The sequence below is a fragment of the Sulfurimonas sp. genome, assembly GCF_041563035.1.
GTDB lineage: Bacteria > Campylobacterota > Campylobacteria > Campylobacterales > Sulfurimonadaceae > Sulfurimonas.
Genome location: NZ_JBFFNS010000017.1, coordinates 1 through 17,167, shown reverse-complemented (window position 1 = coordinate 17,167; position 17,167 = coordinate 1). Strand labels below are relative to the sequence as shown.

Below are 17,167 nucleotides of genomic sequence, written 5' to 3'. Positions count from 1 at the left end.
GAATGAAACATATAAAAAAAATAGTCTACGGGTCGCTTTTGACACTTCTTTTATCAACTAGTAGTTATGCAGACTGCTCTTATGAACTTTTTAGTATTAGTTCCACAAAAGATACAAGGATTATTGACTTTGTAGAACAATTGAGCGATGAATGTGAATTTAGTATTATTGTAACAGATCCTCATGCTGAAAAATTTCTTGATACAAAGCTTAACAAGACTCATTTAAAAAACTTAACGATAGATGAAGTATTGAGTATTGTTTTAAAAGAGAACAACTTATATTATGTTCTTGAAAATAATCTTTTAAAAATCTCATACCTAGGTACAAAGGTTTTTGGAATTGACTATATTCTTTCGCAAAGAAAAGGTGTTGGAAGTACAAACATAACACTTAGCTCATCTTCAGCTACTAGCTCGCCAGGGGCTGTTGGAACTGCAGCAACATCTGGGACTACCGGTGCTTCTGGAAGTGGTTCAAGTGCTGAGTCTGGAATAAAAATAGAATCTACTGATGAAGTAAAATTTTGGGAAGAGCTTGATTTAGAATTACAAAGAGTTGTAAATACACCCCAAGATATATACCAGGCTAATGCACCTATTATAAATAAAAACGCAGGTCTTATAACTGTAACAGCTACAATTAAACAGATGAATAGACTGGAAAGTTACCTTAAAAAACTTCAAGATAAAGTGCAACTACAAGTTTTAATAGATGTGCAACTTCTCTCAGTAACGATGGAAGAAGGGAAAACAACAGGTGTTGATTGGCAACAACTTTATGCACTTCAAAAAGTAACATTATCTGCTGATTATGTTGCTAAAAACAATGTACCAACATGGACTGGAGATCAAATAACAACAGCTGGTGCACAAGCTGTAAGTGAAGCGAGTCTAGTTACTGTTAAAGCCGGTGGAACACTAGATGAAGTTATAAAATTTCTACAAACACAGGGCGATGTAGTGTCAATCTCAAATCCAAAAGTTTTAACTTTAAATAATCAGCCAGCACTAATCACAGCAGGAACTGAATATTTTTATAAAATAAAATCAGAAACTAACCAACAGGGGACAGGTGGTGGGGTTGCTGCAACTACCCAAAATGACACTGTGCAGTCAGTATTTGCCGGTGTACTACTAGATATAACACCTGAGATAGCTGATGATAAAACGATTACACTAAAAATCAATCCATCTCTATCAGAGACTTCACAAGATATTTCACAAGAAAGTTCAGCAAACAGAGTAATGCCACCTGACCTTAATCGTCGTCAGCTTTCGTCTGTTGTTACTGTAAAAGATGGCAATAGAATTATTTTAGGTGGTCTAATAAATACTAAAAATGTTAATAAATCAAACAAAGTCCCTCTATTAGGCGACATTCCTGGGCTTAGTTATCTATTCAAATATGAAGAAATGACTAAACAGATTCAGGAACTTGTTATTGTGATTGAACCACATATAATAGACAGAGCAAACAACAATCTTTCTCTTGCAGAACTTGGGTATAAAGGGATAACTGATAAAACTGTTATACTAAAAAAAGATTCTATATCGAAGCAAACGGACAATTTATCAGATGAAACAGACAAAGAAGCAGAAGAAAAAGTGAAAGAGGAAGATGAAAAATAACATCTTTGAAGACTCTAAAAATGTTTTTCTTGACAATGTAAATGCAAGGGACTACATTCAACTGGACAGAGTTTCAACCATATATCAATCTCTTAAGGATTCAGTAAAAAAACCACTAAAAATGGTACTCTTATTTGGTAAACCCGGAACCGGTAAGAGTATGTTTCTAACAAAGCTATACCATGACCTTTCATCTTCTCAAAAAGTATTTATATATCAAACACCAATTCTTGATGAAAGTGAATTTTTCAAATCACTTGCTAGAGATCTGTTCAATGTGAAATATCAAGGTGAACTTAACTTTACACAATTTATGCTAATTGTTAAACAAAACATGTCTGAAGATTCGCAGATACCATTAGTACTTTTAGACGAAGCACAACTCTATTCAAGTTCGCAAATGGAAAAAATAAGACTTCTCTCAGATACAAGAAGCGTAAAATTTGTTATTACACTTCATAAAACAGAAAAAGAAGATTTAATAGCAAAAGAACATTTTCAAACTAGAATCTGGGAGACAATAGAACTTGAGAATGCTTCAAGTAGTGAACTGAAAATTTACATACAAAAGAAACTTATGAAAGCAAATTGCTTTGATAGTGCTAATATGTTCTCACAAAAACCGGTCAATCTAATATACAAATTGACAAGAGGAAACTATAGAGATACTAACAAACTTTTATATACACTTTTTGATATCTACTCATGGTATAGTGAAAATAATTCATCAAATTTAAAAACAAATGTAATTTCAAAAAAGATTGTTGAAATGTCAGCTATACATACAGGTCTAATTAATGCTTAATGTTAATGATTTAGAAAAAAGATGGCGCAAATACAAAGTAAAATCGTACATACCTCATATTGTAATTCTAATTAGTTTATCAATTATATTCATTATAATATCTACTATTAAAGACTATGAAACATTTGACAACAACACTATAGTTGAAGAAAAAAAAATAACACTAACAGAGGAAAAAGAAAATAATAAAACAAAAATTATCATTGATCAAAATATAACAGAAGCAAGAGTAGAAAAAACTGTTAAAGAAAAAGTATATGAAAATAGAAAGCTTGTATTTACTCCATCATTAAACTTCATGTCAAATATAAAACACAGTTCTATATCTCGTTATGAGAACGATGAAGAGAAGCTTAACAATATCTATAATAAGCCAAAGCAAAAAGATATACCAAAACAAAAAGTACAAAAACATAAGCCAATTGAATTAATAGAGGTAATAGAAATTAAAGAAGAAGAAAAAAAACACATACAAATTGATAGACAAAATACTCAAGAAGACATTAGTCATGTCATTAAAAGATTCAAAAAAAACAATAATCCAGCACTAAGCTTATTTGTTGCTAAAAAATACTATGAATTGGGAGATTATCATAAGTCATACAATTATGCACTCATTACTAATGAGATTAATGACAACATTGATGCTAGTTGGATCATATTTTCAAAATCACTAGTAAAACTTAATGAAAAAAATGAAGCTATTAGAATGTTGAAAAGATATATTGAACACTCACATTCTAATCAAGCCAAAATACTTTTAGAAGAGATTAAATCAGGAAAATTCAAATGAGAATATTACTAATACTATTATTTAGCCTCAGTTTATTTGCAGATATAAAGCAAAATATGCTTAGTCTCTATCAAAATAAGAAGTATGAAGATGTTTGCCGAATAGGTTTTGACAATTTTAAAAGATACAAAAAAGATGAAGAGTTTGTTTCATTATATGCCTTTGCATGTCTAAACTCAGATTATATAGACCGTTTAGCTATACCAGTAGCTATGCTAAAATTTTCCCCTGAGTCTCGTGCAAACTCTGCGTATTTTTCTGTAATACTAATGCAGAAAAAGCTGCTTTATCATGCTTTAATTGATAATTATGATTTATCATCTCTAAATCTACCTACAACAGACTATGTTTTATCTAAGGTATTTGATTTTTATGCAAAGTTAGGTGTTCATGAGCAAAGAGATTTTTACCTCTTTGAAGATGAAAAGGACAAAAAACTAACATATAAACTATATCTTTCTGAAGGTACAAAACTTAAGAAAATAGTTATTGAAGAGTTTTATGATACAATAACTATACAACGACATGTTTACTGGTAAATGGGACTAAATAATGGATAGAATAACCAATGACCTACTTGCAAACGGTTCTATTATGCAAGGTCAAGTTGACAGGCTTTTATCAAAAGGCTTAAGTTCAGATCTTATACTAAGGGATATTACGCTATCTGGTTTTATGACAATGGACAGGCTTATCCGTTTTATAGTTGAGCAAATAAGAAATGGTGTTTACGAATTGTCTATTATTGACAATTATGACTACATAGAAGAAAAAGAGGTTCTTCAAAAACTATCAAAAGAACTTGAACTTGCTTTTTTAGATTTAGACTCAATTGATATGGACTACCAACTTACAAGCAGAATCCCATTGGCTCAGTTAAAAAGATATGCAGTTCTTCCTGTTTCTCAAGATGAAATGCATGTAATAATTGCTTTTAGTGATCCACTAAATATAGAAGCGCAAGAAGCCATTCAACGACTTTTTCCAAGAAAGATTGTAAAAATTGCTACTGCTACAAAAAAGCAAATTCAAGCATATTTGTTTAAAGTTGAACTAAAAGACAGTGTAAAAGGTTTAGTTAAAAAAATACGTGACGAACTTAACTCTATAAATTCTATTGAAGAGCAGCAAGAGGCCTCATCAATACTCTTACTAATTGATGTAATTTTAAAAGCTTGTATCCGTGGAAGAGCGAGTGATGTTCATATCGAACCAACGGAAAAGAACTGTGTTGTTCGCGCTCGAGTTGATGGAAAACTTGCAGAGATATTTATTTTTGAAAAAGATATATATCCACCTTTAGCATCTAGACTTAAACTATTAGCCAATCTTGATATTGCTGAAAAAAGAAAACCTCAGGATGGACGTTTTTCTACTGCTGTCGGTGAAAGAGAATATGACTTTCGTATATCTACACTCCCTATTCTATATGGTGAGTCTATTGTTATGCGTGTTTTGGATAAAGAAAAGGCTCTTGTAAAACTCGAAGACGCAGGTATGGATACTGTAAGCTATAACAAACTTTTAAAGGGTCTTAAAGAGCCTTTTGGAATTATACTGGTAACAGGACCTACGGGAAGTGGTAAGACTACAACCTTGTATGGTGCATTAAATGAACTTAGGAATGTAGAGGATAAGGTAATTACAGTTGAAGATCCTGTAGAATACAGGATGAATCTAATTCAACAAGTTCAAGTTAATCCAAAAGTCGGTCTAAGTTTTGCAGATGCACTTAGATCAATTCTTAGACAAGATCCAGATAAAATCATGATTGGTGAGATTCGTGATCAAGAAACACTTGAAATTGCGATAAAAGCTGCTTTAACAGGTCATATGGTTATTTCCACTTTACACACAAATGATTCAATTAGTGCTATACCTCGTATGGTAGATATGGGAATAGAAAATTATCTAATAAGTGGTGCACTAGTAGCCATACAAGCGCAAAGACTAGTTAGAAAAATATGCTCCAAATGTAAAGCAGTTGAAAAAATCCCAACATCTACATTAGAAGAGTTAGAAAACTTTATACCTGAAAATGCTGTATTTTACAAAGGTCAAGGTTGTAAAGAGTGTAATGACACTGGATATATGGGAAGAGAAATGATTTGTGAAGTATTAAACGTTACTGAAGAACTGTCATCTCTTATTGCTAAAGGTGCACCAAAAGATGCGATGTTAGCTCAAGCTATTAAAGATGGTTTTATTGGAATATTTGAAAATGGGATTCAAAAAGCTTTGGATGGCGTTACAAGTATTGAAGAAATATTAAGGGTGGCCAAAGGATGAAATATTTTGTTGCAACAATTCTTACAAAAGGTAAGAGAGAAGAAATTCCATTATATGCAAAAGATAGAAAAGAAGCTAATGATTATGCCAAGTTAAAACACTCAGGAATAATTATAAAAGTAGTTGAAGCAAAAGAACCATTAGAGGCACAACTTAAAAGATTTAAAGCAAACTTTTTTCAAAACATTAAAAAGAGAAAAATTAAGCCAGATGCACAGATAGCTTCAATTAGGCAGTTAGCAGTTATGACTAATGCCGGTATATCAATACATGACTCACTTAGTGAAATTGCAGCCGCAACCGATGACCAAGCTTTAAAACATGTATTTGGAAAATTAGCTGATGATATTAATTCAGGTCATTCACTATCAAACTCTATGGAAAACTTTCGCTTCGAGCTTGGCAATCTTACAATAGCAATGGTACAACTTGGAGAAAAAACAGGTAATTTAGATGAAGCACTTTATGCATTAGCAGATATGCTTGAGGAGATTCGTGCAAATATAATTAAGTTTAAAAAAGCAATGGCATATCCTAGAAATGTAATGATTGCAATGGCTATAGCATTTACTATTTTAATTTCCTATGTTGTACCACAATTTAAAGATATTTTTGAGTCACTGAATGCAGAACTTCCTATGCCCACACAAATACTACTTACACTAGAGCATCTATTTAACAATTATGGTCTATATGTTCTAGCCGCACTGTTTTTAGCTTTTACGACTTTTAAATATCTTATAAACAACTATAGACATATTAGATTTGGATGGCATAAGTTTTTACTTAGAACTTACCTGATAAATAATATTATAAAGTTCTCTACTCTTAGTCGTTTTACTCTAGTTTTTTCAGAACTTATTCGTGCCGGTATTCCAATTGCTGAAGCACTAGAGACTTCAATATCTATGATAGATAACCTTCCTCTTAAACTAAAACTATCTTCAGTAAGAATGACTGTTGAAAAAGGTGGTACATTAAATACTGGTCTGGCAGAGACTAAACTTTTTGAAAATATGATTATTCAAATGGTAAGAGCCGGAGAGGATAGTGGTACATTAGATACTATGATTAAAAAAGTTGCCGAATATTATAAGATGAGATTTGATGCTATTATCGATGGTTTATCAGAAGCGATAGAACCAATAATGCTACTTATAATTGCGTCTATGGTTATTCTTTTAGCTCTTGGTATATTCTTACCTATGTGGGATATGGGTAATGCTGTTCAAGGTAGGTAGATATTTATATCTACTCTACAACCTTCACTAATCTATCTAATTTTTCAAGAAATTCTTCTATACTCTCTTTGCTGGCTCTTAATTTATAAATTGCACCTATATCAAAAGTTTTTTCAACTATTCTAATATCAAATTCTACACACTCATATTCAACTAATCTGATATTTGAATATTCAAAAAAAATTTCAACTTCTATCTCTTGTTTGTACTCAAAAAGTTCAGATTTTTCTATAACAAGATTTACTGCGTCACTATATGCACGTACAAGTCCACCAGTACCAAGTTTTGTGCCACCGAAGTACCTGACTATAATTACAGAGCAGTTTATCATATCTAAGCCCTGAAGGACAAAGAGTGATGGTTTACCTGATGTGCCTTTTGGTTCTCCATCATCACTTGAATATTCTAAGACTTGATTGAATTCATTTAAATAACGATATGCTACTACAAAGTGCCTAGCTTTTGGATTATCTTGTTTTAGTGTCTCAAGTGTTTTTTGAAAATCTACATAGGGGGTAAGGTAAGCAATAAATTTAGATTGCTTTACCTCAAGAGTATTTGTATATGTATTATTTATATATTTCATATAATTTATTATGCAAGATTTGTAAAAACCTTTTGCACATCTTCATCATCTTCTAATCTCTCTAAAATCTTATCAATATCAGCTTGTTGCTCTTCGGTAATACTTACTGGTACATTAGCCATTCTCTCTAGATTTGCTTTTGTTATTTCTATATCCATACTTTCAAGAGCTTCTGTAAGCGTTCCAAAACTTGTGTAATCACCTGTAATTAAACAAACGCCATCTTCAGCTTCTATCTCTTCAAGTCCTGCATCTATTAGCTCTAATTCAAGTTCTTCTACATCCATACCATCTTTTAAAGCAAATTCTATAAGAGCTTTTCTATCAAACATAAACTCTAATGAACCATTAGTTAGTAATTCTCCACCATGTTTTGTGAGTATATTTTTCACATTAGCAACTGTTCTTGTATTATTATCAGTCATACACTCTATAAAAACTAAAACACCGTGAGGAGCTTTTCCTTCAAAGTTGACTTCTAACATACTTGCTGTGTCTTTTGCTGATGCCCTCTTTATTGCTGCTTCAATATTATCTTTAGGCATATTCTCAGCTTTAGCATTTAGAATAGCAGTACGAAGCTTAGAATTCATATCCGGATCGCTACTACCCTCTTTTGCTGCCATAGTAATTATTTTACCTAGTTTTGGAAACAATTTTGACATTGCTCCCCATCTTTTCATTTTTGACGCTTTTCTATATTCAAAGGCTCTACCCATTATATTATCCCTTAACTTACTTGTGAGATGCTAAGTGCACCATCTTCACTATAATCTACTACTACTTTACTAGACTCATCTTCTTTAACTAAATTAATTGTTAGTTCTCTATCTTCTAAACTATCATTCTTTAAAAGTTCTATATTGTAAGTATCTAAAGATTCACCAAGGGCATCTATGATTTTTGAACTAAGCTTAAGCCAATGTCTATCAAGAATTTCTTCTTCTTCATAAAATAAACCACTCTCATCATAATCAAGTTCAGAAGCTTGATTTGCGACATCATTTAACTTATTAAAAAGCCTTTGAGAATCTATAAAACTTTTCTTTAAAACGTCATAATCTTCGTCATTTAACATTTTTAACACCTATAAAACTATATTTTAAATTCAAAAATGTATAATACCATATATATATCGATTTTAAGTATTGCATAAGGATTTAAATGAGGCTTAGTTTCAAACTTAAACACCATTTTTTCAGTGCCTTTCGTGAATTTTTTGTTCATCATCATGGATCATTGGAATTTCGTGCTAAAATCTTTGCACTTATTATAGTTTCAAATGAAGAAATTAGTGATGATAGCTATTTGATAGTAAAAAATGCAGGTATGGATATATACCATAATGATGAAGACAGAGCAAACTTACTAATGCTCTCTACTAAAGAGCTAGTTAAAAAAGTACAGGACAACAATGGTCTGGATATTGACACACTTGTGTCACATATACAAAAAGAACTAAAGATAATTCCAAGATATGCAAAAAAGATAGATATAGACTCACTTCATCCTATTGTAGACTTAACAAGAGATAGAGACACAATCTCATATCAAGAAAATATTCTAGAATTTCTAAAAAAATTAAAAGAAGAGACTCTACATAACAAAAAATCTCAAATTGCTAAAGATGAAGAAAATTTAGAATCTAAATATTAAACTTCTCTTTATCAAAAAAGCTATCCACAGAAATATTTTTAAATGCAGCATTCATTGATGTAAACAGTGATGGAAACTCTTTTTCCATCTTGGATAGCATCTCTTTCATACTAGCACGAGCATGCGGCATTTTAATATCAAAACGCATTGCAGGACAAGCTTCATCTCCAATTGCATTCAAATTATTATCTTTAACAAATGCAGATAATTGTCGTTCTCGCATCTGAATAAGGGGGCGTATAATTACTAAACCATTTTCTGCTCTATACTTTGGTGCAAGAGATCGCATTTGACCATTATAAATGAAATTCATAAAAAAGCTCTCTGCAGCATCATCCATATGATGACCAAGTGCAAGTTTATTACATCCATATTTCTCAGCTATACCATAAAGTGTTCCTCTTCTCATTCTTGAGAAAAAGCTACAAAATGATGAATTTTTTCTTATTTTTTCTTCTGCTAAATCATATATTTTAGTGTCATGAAAAATATGTTCAATATTATATTCGCGGCAATGTTTAGCCAAGGCATCATAATTCTCACCCATACCATAGCCTACAGTAACTGTAATAAACTCAAATTTAAAAGGAGCTCGTCGTTGTTGCTCAGCCATTGCATGAATCATAGTAAGAGAGTCTTTACCACCACTTAGTCCGACTAAGATTTTATCACCCTCTTCTATTAGGTCAAACTCGGCATTTGTTTTACCAAGTTTTGACATTATTTTTTTAGATGGACATATACTTTTCATTTATTGTTCAATTAGCTTATCTACCATTTTCATAATAAATTCAGCTGATATGATTGCACTTGATTCCATAAATTCATCAAATGAAAAACTTGCATCAGTATCAGCTGTATCACTGATGGCACGAAGAATAAAGAATGGAATACCTAATGATTTACATACAACAGCTACCGAGCCACCTTCCATCTCTAAAGCATCAGCATTAAAATGTTTTACAATATTAGCCTTAACATTTTCATCATGTACAAATTGATCACCTGTAGCGATAATACCCTCTTGTACAGTTTTATCTAACTCTTTTGCGACTTCTTTTGAAAGTTCTATCAGTTCTTTATCTGCTTCAACAAATACACTTCCACCAGGAACGAACCCCATAGGGTGACCAAATGCAGTTATATCTAAATCATGTTGAGACAACTTTGTTGCTACAATCAGATCTCCTATCTTTAGACTTGGGTTTATTCCACCTGCAACACCGCTAAAAAGTAGTCTATCACAATTAAAATGTTGAATCATTGTAGTAGCTGTTAGTGTAGAAAACACCTTACCGATCTTAGAGTAAGCTACAACTATATCAACACCCTTATATGAAGCTTCATAATACTCATTATCTGCATATTTAGTTGTTTTATATGTTCCTAGCTTTTCTAGTATTGGAGCTACTTCTTCAGGCATTGCACCCATAATTGCTATTTTCATTTTATCTCTCTTTCCTTAAATCTCAAATGTTTTTATTATTGTTTCATAACGAGGCAGTTGATGGATTATATTTCCATTTTTGTCTACTATACAGCTTCCACCCCAAAATCCAAGTCCATCTTCAAAACCAACTCTATTTACAAAAAGAACTTCTGAACTACATTCTAGAGCCACAGTTTTAATTATTGAGTACCATTTGTCTTCAATAATTAAACCTTCATCGCTAAATCCACGTGCCGGAGATGCAACTAAAGCTATAATCAAGTCTGGATTTTCTTCTATCAGGTCATGGTGTACAGTTTCATGCCATAAGTCTTCACAGACCAGCATTGAAGTCTTGCCAAACTTACTTACAAAACTTTCAAATACTTCACCAGCTTTAAAGTATCTTGCTTCTTCAAACATACCGTAGTTTGGCAGATGAACCTTGTTGTGTTGACTTAATAGTTTTCCATTAGAAAAATACAAAGCTGCATTTCTAAATGAATCTCCAACTTTTATAGCACCACCAACAACAATATCAACCTCTTTACTTAAACTCTCTAGTTGATCAAATTCATGAGTATCCCAGGCATCTTCAAAAAGTTTATCTTGCAGTAGATAACCATTTAGAGACAACTCACAAAATACTATCAAATCGCTACTATTTTTAAACTCTTCAATAATCTTGCATATATCATCTAAATTAGAACGATTTAATCTTGGCGATGTTTGAGCGAGTGTTACTCTCATCTTAGTTGCAAATTTCCTCTACAACTTTTTCAAGACTAGCCATATCAGATATATTTAGCGTTTTAAGATCTTTAGCAATTCTGCGGTTTAAACCTTTTAGTGTAATACCATTACCAAATTCTATAGCCATATCAACATCATCAGCAATAGCTAAAATTGATTGTTTGTACTTGACAGGCTTAACTAATTGATCTTTTAATAGTGATACAGCTTCATTTTTTGTTGAATAAGATAGAGTAGAGACATTTGAAACAACAGGAGCTTCAAAATTTTCTTTAATCATAGATTCCATTAAACTCTCTAAAGGTACTTGAGCCGGTGATAACAATTCACAATGGCTTGCAACTGACATATTTAAAAGAAGCGCTCTTTTAGCTCCTGCATCCTTAAACGTATCTTCAAGTGATATTAAATCAGCTTTCATCCCGGCAATAACTAATTGACCATCTTGGTTATAGTTTGCGGGCCAAACTTTTTTACCTGCTTCTAGAGCAGTAGCACAGATATCTTCTATAGAGCTATCATCTAATCCAACGATTGCCATCATGCCTGCATCTATATCTGAACAGGCTTCTTGCATTAATTGTCCACGTCTGTGAACAAGCTCTACAGCATCAACATAATCTATCGCACCGCTAGCACACAGAGCAGAAAACTCACCAAGAGAATGACCTAGGAAAAGTGTAGCTTCAATATCTGGACATGCTTCTTTAAAAATACGGTATGCTACCATTTGAGTTAGTAATATAGCTGGTTGCGTATATGCTGTTTGACCGAGCATATCGTTTTCTTTAAAGATCAACTCATCAAAATTAACACCAATTCTTTCACCCGCTTTTTCAAACATCTCTTTTGCTATATCTGAATTATTATAAAAGTCCTGACCCATACCTACTGCCTGACTTCCCTGTCCTGCAAATATCATTGCTATTTTACTCATATTTTATTTTCCCTTCTTTGTTATAAATATTGTTATAAATATTCTTTATTATCAGATATTTTTTTTCTGAGTGTATTTCTATTTAAACCCAACTTATCAGATAATTGAAGTTGTGATTTAAACCTATTTAGTCCTGCTTTAATAAGAGGAACTTCATATAGATGCAAAAAATTTCTATAATCACTTTGTGAACCTAGTTTATCTACCAAATAATTCTCTATGATATCCATTAATTCAACTTCCTTGATATCTTGTAATAAGGAATGAATCATTACTTGTCTTTTTAATGAATTAGAATTTTCAGACAAGTCTGGAGTGAAATTTTCAGTATTAAATTTTGTACTGCTACAAAACAATGAAGATGCTTCATTAATGAACATCTTAACTAATTCATCTACATCTTCTAGTCTATCTCGAAGAGGTGGAATATCAAATTTTACACTAAAAATCTCATCTATATATTCATTTGAGAAAGAGCTCTTAGCTGTTGCAATAACTCTTACAGAGTTGCTATTAATGGCATCAATAATTCTCTTTATATTTGGTGAATTTTCTAAATTGACTATGATGATTTCATTAACACTCTCTAGAGTACTAAGTATTTCATCAAAATCAGATGCTTCTATCACAGTAGCGTCCGGAAGTATATAACGCGCAAGACTTTTTTTACCAACACCAACCTCTCCTGAAATAAGAGAGTTTACGCTAAGTGTTTTTAAAAGTGTTGCTGTTTTAAATGCTTGGTGAGAAGACTCCGAAGCAGTTATAAAATTAGTTGCATCCACAACCAGTGCCGCCACCAGTACCACAACACTCATCATCTTGTTGATTTTCAGCAGGAATACCTGTCATAGCTTCTTCTGCAGATGCATCTCTTACATTGTTAATAGTTACACTAAACATTAAATCTTTTCCTGCAAGTGGGTGATTAAAATCAATAATTACAGTTTCTTCACCAATCTCTTTAACAACAACTTGCACTGTTCCGCCATCTTCACCTTGACCATATAAAGTCATACCAACTTCTAAGTCTATTCCAGCAAATTGATCTTTAGGAACTTCTTGTTTTGCATCTGGATTATGAGTTCCATAAGCGTCTTCAGCTTTAACTAAAACATCACCTTTTTCACCGATAGCCATATTAATTATTCCATTTTCTAAGCCTGGAATTATTTGACCTTTACCGAACATAAATACTAAAGGTGCTCCACCTACATTACTGTCTACTACAGCTTCTCCATCACGAACTTCATACTCTAATGATACGATTTGATTTGCTTCTATTGCCATTATATTAGCCTTTATTAATTTTTTTGGATTTTAACATAAAAATGCATAATATTACTAAAATATTATGCAACTACTTTATCTTACTAAGGTTACTTTTTGCTATTTCAGCTTCTTTAGAACTTGGATACTTGGCAATAACACCTTTATAAAAAGTTTTAGCATTATTTTTATCTCCTGTATTGTCCATAGATATAGCTGTATGAAGCATTAGCACGGGCATATAAGAAGCTTTAGAATATAAAGAAGCACTCTTTTTAAAATACGCGATTGCATCAGCATAATTTTTTCTATAATAATTTATCTCACCCATCATATAATGGGAACGTGCAGGCTTATAGTTTTTCTTAATAAGATGACTATAATATTCTATACTCTTTGTATAATATTTTTTATCATAGTCAGCTTTTGCTAATTTCTCCACCTCTGCATTAGACATATTGTCTAACTTAGATTTTTTTGGTTTAGAATCTTTTTTAAGTTCTTTAGAAACTAACTCTTTAAACTTGTTAAAGTCATCAACCAAAATATTAAACTCATCTTTTGAAACATATGCTGAATTTACTATATTTAACAAAGCAGTTAGTTCAGCAACTGCTAATTTAATATCTTTTATCTCTAAAGCGTTTGCTTGAGATATTTCACTCAATCTTTTCTCATACTCATTTGAACTAATTAACTCTTGTGTATTTTTTTCATCTAGATTTTTAAGGGTTAATTTATTTTCTTGGGTTTTTCTACTTAAACCCTCAATAATAGTTTGTAAACCGTCAATTCTCTCTCTTAATGAGTCAACTTCATTAGCTTGATTATTACTTTTTACAAGAACTTTTTTGAGTTTGTTTTTGTTTTGAAGAATAACCTTTTCACTTGAAGTTAAGCCATAAGGTTGAGAAGTTTCTAGATTACCAGCACCAAACGCAGAAGGTTCAGCACTGATTAAGTTAAATGGCACAATAGCTGCAAAGAAAACAACTAAAACTATGCGATTCATAGATTATGGAAGAAGTTTAAAGTCGACGCGACGATTTTGCGCCCAACAATCTTTAGTTTTGTCATTACAAACCGGGTTGCTTTCACCATAACTTACCATTGTAATACGAGTTTCATTAACACCTTCAGCCATTAGTGCTTTCTTTACTGTAGAAGCTCTTTTTAAACCTAGTGCAAAGTTATACTCATCACTACCCCATTCGTCACAATTGCCTTCAAGTTTAACAGTAAAAGCACTTGCACCAGCATTTACTACTGTAGCACTGTTTGTTACTTTACTTTGCATATCTGCACGGATATTAAACTTATCAAAGTCAAAATAAACAGTCGAAAGTTCTTTCTCTAAGTTTGCCATATTCATCTCATTAGAGTCTGATTTTGATATACTACTTTCACCCACAGTTGCATCTTCAGCAGATACAGTTTCAGTTTTTACAGCTTCAACTTCTTGAGCAACTACTTCTTGTTTTGCTTTTTCATCAACTGCTGGCTTCTTGTCTGCACATCCACTAAAAACTAAAAGTGCAACTACTACACTTGAGAATACTATACTTTTCATATTTACTTACCTTGATTTTAAATTGTTTGATTGTACCAAAAAAAGAGTAATATATTGATATATCATGCACAAAAGTTATGAATTTCATCTATATTACTCTCTTTGTTACCAATCCATTGCTTGCAACCTACCATATTTGAGAGGGAACAGGTAGTTTTTATTATGATTTAATCTTATAATACCAATAGAACTTTGAGCTTTGTAATTTTTAATAAACAATATAGCATCTCCATCTATAGAAAATCTTGGAAATTCATTTATACCGGTTGCTGTCAGTCTTCTAATAAAATCCGTCTTTGTTGAAATCAAGTGTAAGTTAAAAGTATTAGTTGAAAATGCGTTTGAGCTCTCTCTAGCCTTGTATACTATATATTCACCATGAGTACTACATGCTGAATTACTTTTACCATAATATACCATCTGTTCTACACTGTTACTTCCAATTTTTTTAGAAAATATATTTGGATACCCTAATCTTCCAGATATAAATATAATAGTTTCTTCATCCTTAAATTGGGCATTTACATCTATTCCACCATATGTAGTTATCTTTTGAGTTTTAAAAGTATCTACATCATATAAATAAATATCAGGTTGACCTTTAGGAGCCATTGTAAGCAGTAGTTTTTTTCCATTTTTACTCACGTCTGAACAGATCATCATACCGTCTGAGGATATAATATTCTTACTCTTACCAGTCTTAATATCTACATGTTTTAATGTTGGTTTTTTACCATCTAAAGATGAATAATAAAATGCATTTTGAGCGTTATTAGCCCATTTAGGAAAAACATTAAAGCCACCTTTAACAACAGTATGCTGATATGCAAGAGTGTAGTCTGCTATAACAACTTCAGTTTTTTTAGGAGCTACAACTCTTGAAAATATAACTCTTCTTTTCATCCATTCAACTGATGGTGCTCCCATAAATTCGTTTATATCATAAGCAATTGTATGTGAAACAAACATATAAACATTTTTTCTACCTATTCTGTATTTTTTGTTTAGAGCAATGCCATCTTTATTTAATAATTTGAGATCTATATTTAAAGCACCGTCATCATCTTCAAACATTTTATATCTTAGAACGTAATCCATATCTTTATTCTCTACCATAACCTCTGTATCGTTAAAGTGAGTTTTACGATGATGTCTGTCTACATTAAAAAGTGAAATAACATTTAAATCTGCGACTAAAGTCTTAAAAAATCTTAATCTAAACGTATCATCATAACTAACTGATGAGTCTTCCACTGCCATTGTAGGTAGAGATTCAACTTTTTTAATTACCTCAATGGTTGCATCATTTGCATATGACAGACTAAACACAAATAAAAGTATAAATAATATTCTCAAAATTACTCCTTGGATGTTAACATAACTATATAACTACCGGATTTGTTTTGCGGATTTGCAGGGAACAATACTCCTATAAGTCTATCTTTGATTTTATCACATTCATCATTTAAACTACTGTTTGCGGAATAAGTTAAGATCCTAAAATCCATAACTTTACCAATAGCACTTAACTCAATAACAGCCTTTACGCTGTGACCTTGAGAATTCTGAGGTGGAACAAAGTTTTGATAAACTAAAGCCTGAATTTTAGCCAAATATTCATTAACCGCATTCGCAGTTGACAACTTTTGTGAATCATCACTTTTCTCAACTGCACTGTTATCAGTAGATTTTTCAGAAATTGGCTTAACAATATTCTTATCAATCTTTTTAGATTTTTTTCCAATTTCTAACAATCTTTTATTATCAACTTTTGGTTCTATCTTTTTTGGTTTATTAATACTTTTAGTCCATACGTCACTAAAAAGATCATCTACATTTACATCATTTGGCTCTATTGCACTATCTTTTATTATAGGAGTTGAAACACTCTTTTTTGCACTTGTTTGTATTTCTGGCATCTCAAGTGATATAGATATGTAGTTATCTTTTTTTAAAGCATAAATATCAATATTTGATTTGGAAAATAGCATAAAAATAATAAGAGATAAAAAGAATAGAAAAAGTGATATTGATATAAATCCACTTATATAAAAATATGAGTTATTGTTACCCATTTGTAGCTAATGAAACCTCAGAAAAGCCTGCTTGTTTTACTGCAGCCAAAACTGACATTACAACACCGTAGTCCAAAGTTTTATCTGCACTTATAAGTACAGTAGCTTTTAAATCTAATTTTTTAGAATAAAG

At 31.7% G+C, this 17,167-nt stretch carries 21 protein-coding genes; 7 read left to right on the top strand and 14 right to left on the bottom strand.

Annotated elements, in window-relative coordinates; genetic code table 11:
* Positions 1 to 2: 2 nt before the first annotated feature.
* The 6 genes from mshL to ABZC13_RS10720 are packed head-to-tail and all read left to right on the top strand — an operon-like array spanning position 3 to position 6,759.
* Positions 3 to 1,631 carry a pilus (MSHA type) biogenesis protein MshL gene (mshL, locus tag ABZC13_RS10745; RefSeq protein ID WP_373003386.1) on the top strand — a complete coding sequence of 543 codons (1,629 nt, stop codon included), beginning with the start codon at positions 3 to 5 and terminating at the stop codon, positions 1,629 to 1,631.
* Positions 1,621 to 2,436 carry an AAA family ATPase gene (locus ABZC13_RS10740; RefSeq protein ID WP_373003383.1) on the top strand — a complete coding sequence of 272 codons (816 nt, stop codon included), beginning with the start codon at positions 1,621 to 1,623 and terminating at the stop codon, positions 2,434 to 2,436. Before mshL ends, ABZC13_RS10740 begins: the two co-directional genes overlap by 11 nt.
* Positions 2,429 to 3,229, top strand: a complete 801-nt coding sequence (locus ABZC13_RS10735; RefSeq protein ID WP_373003380.1) for a hypothetical protein — start codon at positions 2,429 to 2,431, stop codon at positions 3,227 to 3,229. Before ABZC13_RS10740 ends, ABZC13_RS10735 begins: the two co-directional genes overlap by 8 nt.
* Positions 3,226 to 3,768: a hypothetical protein gene (locus tag ABZC13_RS10730; RefSeq protein ID WP_373003377.1), complete on the top strand. Its 543-nt coding sequence runs from the start codon at positions 3,226 to 3,228 to the stop codon at positions 3,766 to 3,768. The genes ABZC13_RS10735 and ABZC13_RS10730 overlap by 4 nt, the downstream gene beginning before the upstream one ends.
* A gap of 13 nt (positions 3,769 to 3,781) precedes the next feature.
* On the top strand, positions 3,782 to 5,518 hold the full coding sequence (locus tag ABZC13_RS10725; protein ID WP_373003374.1) for a GspE/PulE family protein: 1,737 nt from the start codon (positions 3,782 to 3,784) through the stop codon (positions 5,516 to 5,518).
* Complete coding sequence (locus ABZC13_RS10720) at positions 5,515 to 6,759, top strand: type II secretion system F family protein (protein WP_373003371.1); 1,245 nt, start codon at positions 5,515 to 5,517, stop codon at positions 6,757 to 6,759. Before ABZC13_RS10725 ends, ABZC13_RS10720 begins: the two co-directional genes overlap by 4 nt.
* A gap of 10 nt (positions 6,760 to 6,769) precedes the next feature.
* Here the strand turns inward: ABZC13_RS10720 and ABZC13_RS10715 are convergent, their stop codons facing one another.
* From ABZC13_RS10715 to ABZC13_RS10705, 3 genes are read right to left on the bottom strand one after another with little or no spacing between them, the layout of a single operon-like run.
* Positions 6,770 to 7,345 (bottom strand): YigZ family protein, encoded by a 576-nt coding sequence (locus ABZC13_RS10715; protein WP_373003368.1) that lies wholly within the window; start codon positions 7,343 to 7,345, stop codon positions 6,770 to 6,772.
* An 8-nt stretch (positions 7,346 to 7,353) separates the two neighbouring features.
* Positions 7,354 to 8,064, bottom strand: coding sequence for a YebC/PmpR family DNA-binding transcriptional regulator (locus tag ABZC13_RS10710; RefSeq protein ID WP_373003365.1), 711 nt, complete (start codon positions 8,062 to 8,064; stop codon positions 7,354 to 7,356).
* Between the two features lie 11 nt (positions 8,065 to 8,075).
* Positions 8,076 to 8,423 (bottom strand): hypothetical protein, encoded by a 348-nt coding sequence (locus tag ABZC13_RS10705; RefSeq protein WP_373003362.1) that lies wholly within the window; start codon positions 8,421 to 8,423, stop codon positions 8,076 to 8,078.
* 86 nt (positions 8,424 to 8,509) lie between these two features.
* On the opposite strand from ABZC13_RS10705, the gene ABZC13_RS10700 reads away from it, so the two are divergent.
* Positions 8,510 to 9,001, top strand: a complete 492-nt coding sequence (locus tag ABZC13_RS10700; RefSeq protein ID WP_373003359.1) for a hypothetical protein — start codon at positions 8,510 to 8,512, stop codon at positions 8,999 to 9,001.
* On the opposite strand, the gene ABZC13_RS10695 is transcribed toward ABZC13_RS10700, so the two are convergent.
* The 11 genes from ABZC13_RS10695 to ABZC13_RS10645 all read right to left on the bottom strand — a co-directional run.
* Positions 8,991 to 9,752, bottom strand: coding sequence for a tRNA 2-thiocytidine biosynthesis TtcA family protein (locus ABZC13_RS10695; RefSeq protein WP_373003356.1), 762 nt, complete (start codon positions 9,750 to 9,752; stop codon positions 8,991 to 8,993). The two genes, ABZC13_RS10700 and ABZC13_RS10695, sit on opposite strands and share 11 nt — an antisense overlap.
* Positions 9,753 to 10,448 (bottom strand): 5'-methylthioadenosine/adenosylhomocysteine nucleosidase, encoded by a 696-nt coding sequence (locus ABZC13_RS10690; protein WP_373003353.1) that lies wholly within the window; start codon positions 10,446 to 10,448, stop codon positions 9,753 to 9,755.
* A gap of 15 nt (positions 10,449 to 10,463) precedes the next feature.
* Positions 10,464 to 11,180 carry a nitrilase-related carbon-nitrogen hydrolase gene (locus ABZC13_RS10685; protein WP_373003350.1) on the bottom strand — a complete coding sequence of 239 codons (717 nt, stop codon included), beginning with the start codon at positions 11,178 to 11,180 and terminating at the stop codon, positions 10,464 to 10,466.
* A gap of 1 nt (position 11,181) precedes the next feature.
* Entirely contained in the window at positions 11,182 to 12,120 is a 939-nt protein-coding gene (gene fabD, locus ABZC13_RS10680) for an ACP S-malonyltransferase (protein ID WP_373003347.1), read from the bottom strand.
* A gap of 32 nt (positions 12,121 to 12,152) precedes the next feature.
* Positions 12,153 to 12,929: a Fis family transcriptional regulator gene (locus tag ABZC13_RS10675; protein ID WP_373003344.1), complete on the bottom strand. Its 777-nt coding sequence runs from the start codon at positions 12,927 to 12,929 to the stop codon at positions 12,153 to 12,155.
* The gene (locus ABZC13_RS10670; protein ID WP_373003341.1) at positions 12,892 to 13,410 is read right to left on the bottom strand and encodes a peptidylprolyl isomerase; all 519 of its coding nucleotides are present in this window, start codon (positions 13,408 to 13,410) and stop codon (positions 12,892 to 12,894) included. Before ABZC13_RS10670 ends, ABZC13_RS10675 begins: the two co-directional genes overlap by 38 nt.
* Before the next feature lie 70 nt (positions 13,411 to 13,480).
* Positions 13,481 to 14,401: a tol-pal system YbgF family protein gene (locus ABZC13_RS10665; RefSeq protein ID WP_373003338.1), complete on the bottom strand. Its 921-nt coding sequence runs from the start codon at positions 14,399 to 14,401 to the stop codon at positions 13,481 to 13,483.
* A gap of 3 nt (positions 14,402 to 14,404) precedes the next feature.
* Positions 14,405 to 14,959, bottom strand: coding sequence for an OmpA family protein (locus ABZC13_RS10660; protein ID WP_373003335.1), 555 nt, complete (start codon positions 14,957 to 14,959; stop codon positions 14,405 to 14,407).
* Positions 14,960 to 15,064: 105 nt separating this feature from the next.
* A complete protein-coding gene (tolB, locus tag ABZC13_RS10655) occupies positions 15,065 to 16,315 on the bottom strand; it encodes a Tol-Pal system protein TolB (protein WP_373003332.1) in 1,251 nt (416 codons plus the stop codon).
* Positions 16,316 to 16,317: 2 nt separating this feature from the next.
* On the bottom strand, positions 16,318 to 17,034 hold the full coding sequence (locus tag ABZC13_RS10650; protein WP_373003329.1) for a TonB C-terminal domain-containing protein: 717 nt from the start codon (positions 17,032 to 17,034) through the stop codon (positions 16,318 to 16,320).
* Positions 17,027 to 17,167, bottom strand: a 141-nt coding sequence (locus tag ABZC13_RS10645; protein ID WP_373003485.1) for an ExbD/TolR family protein, incomplete at its 5' end; no start/stop codon positions are given. The genes ABZC13_RS10645 and ABZC13_RS10650, both read right to left, overlap by 8 nt.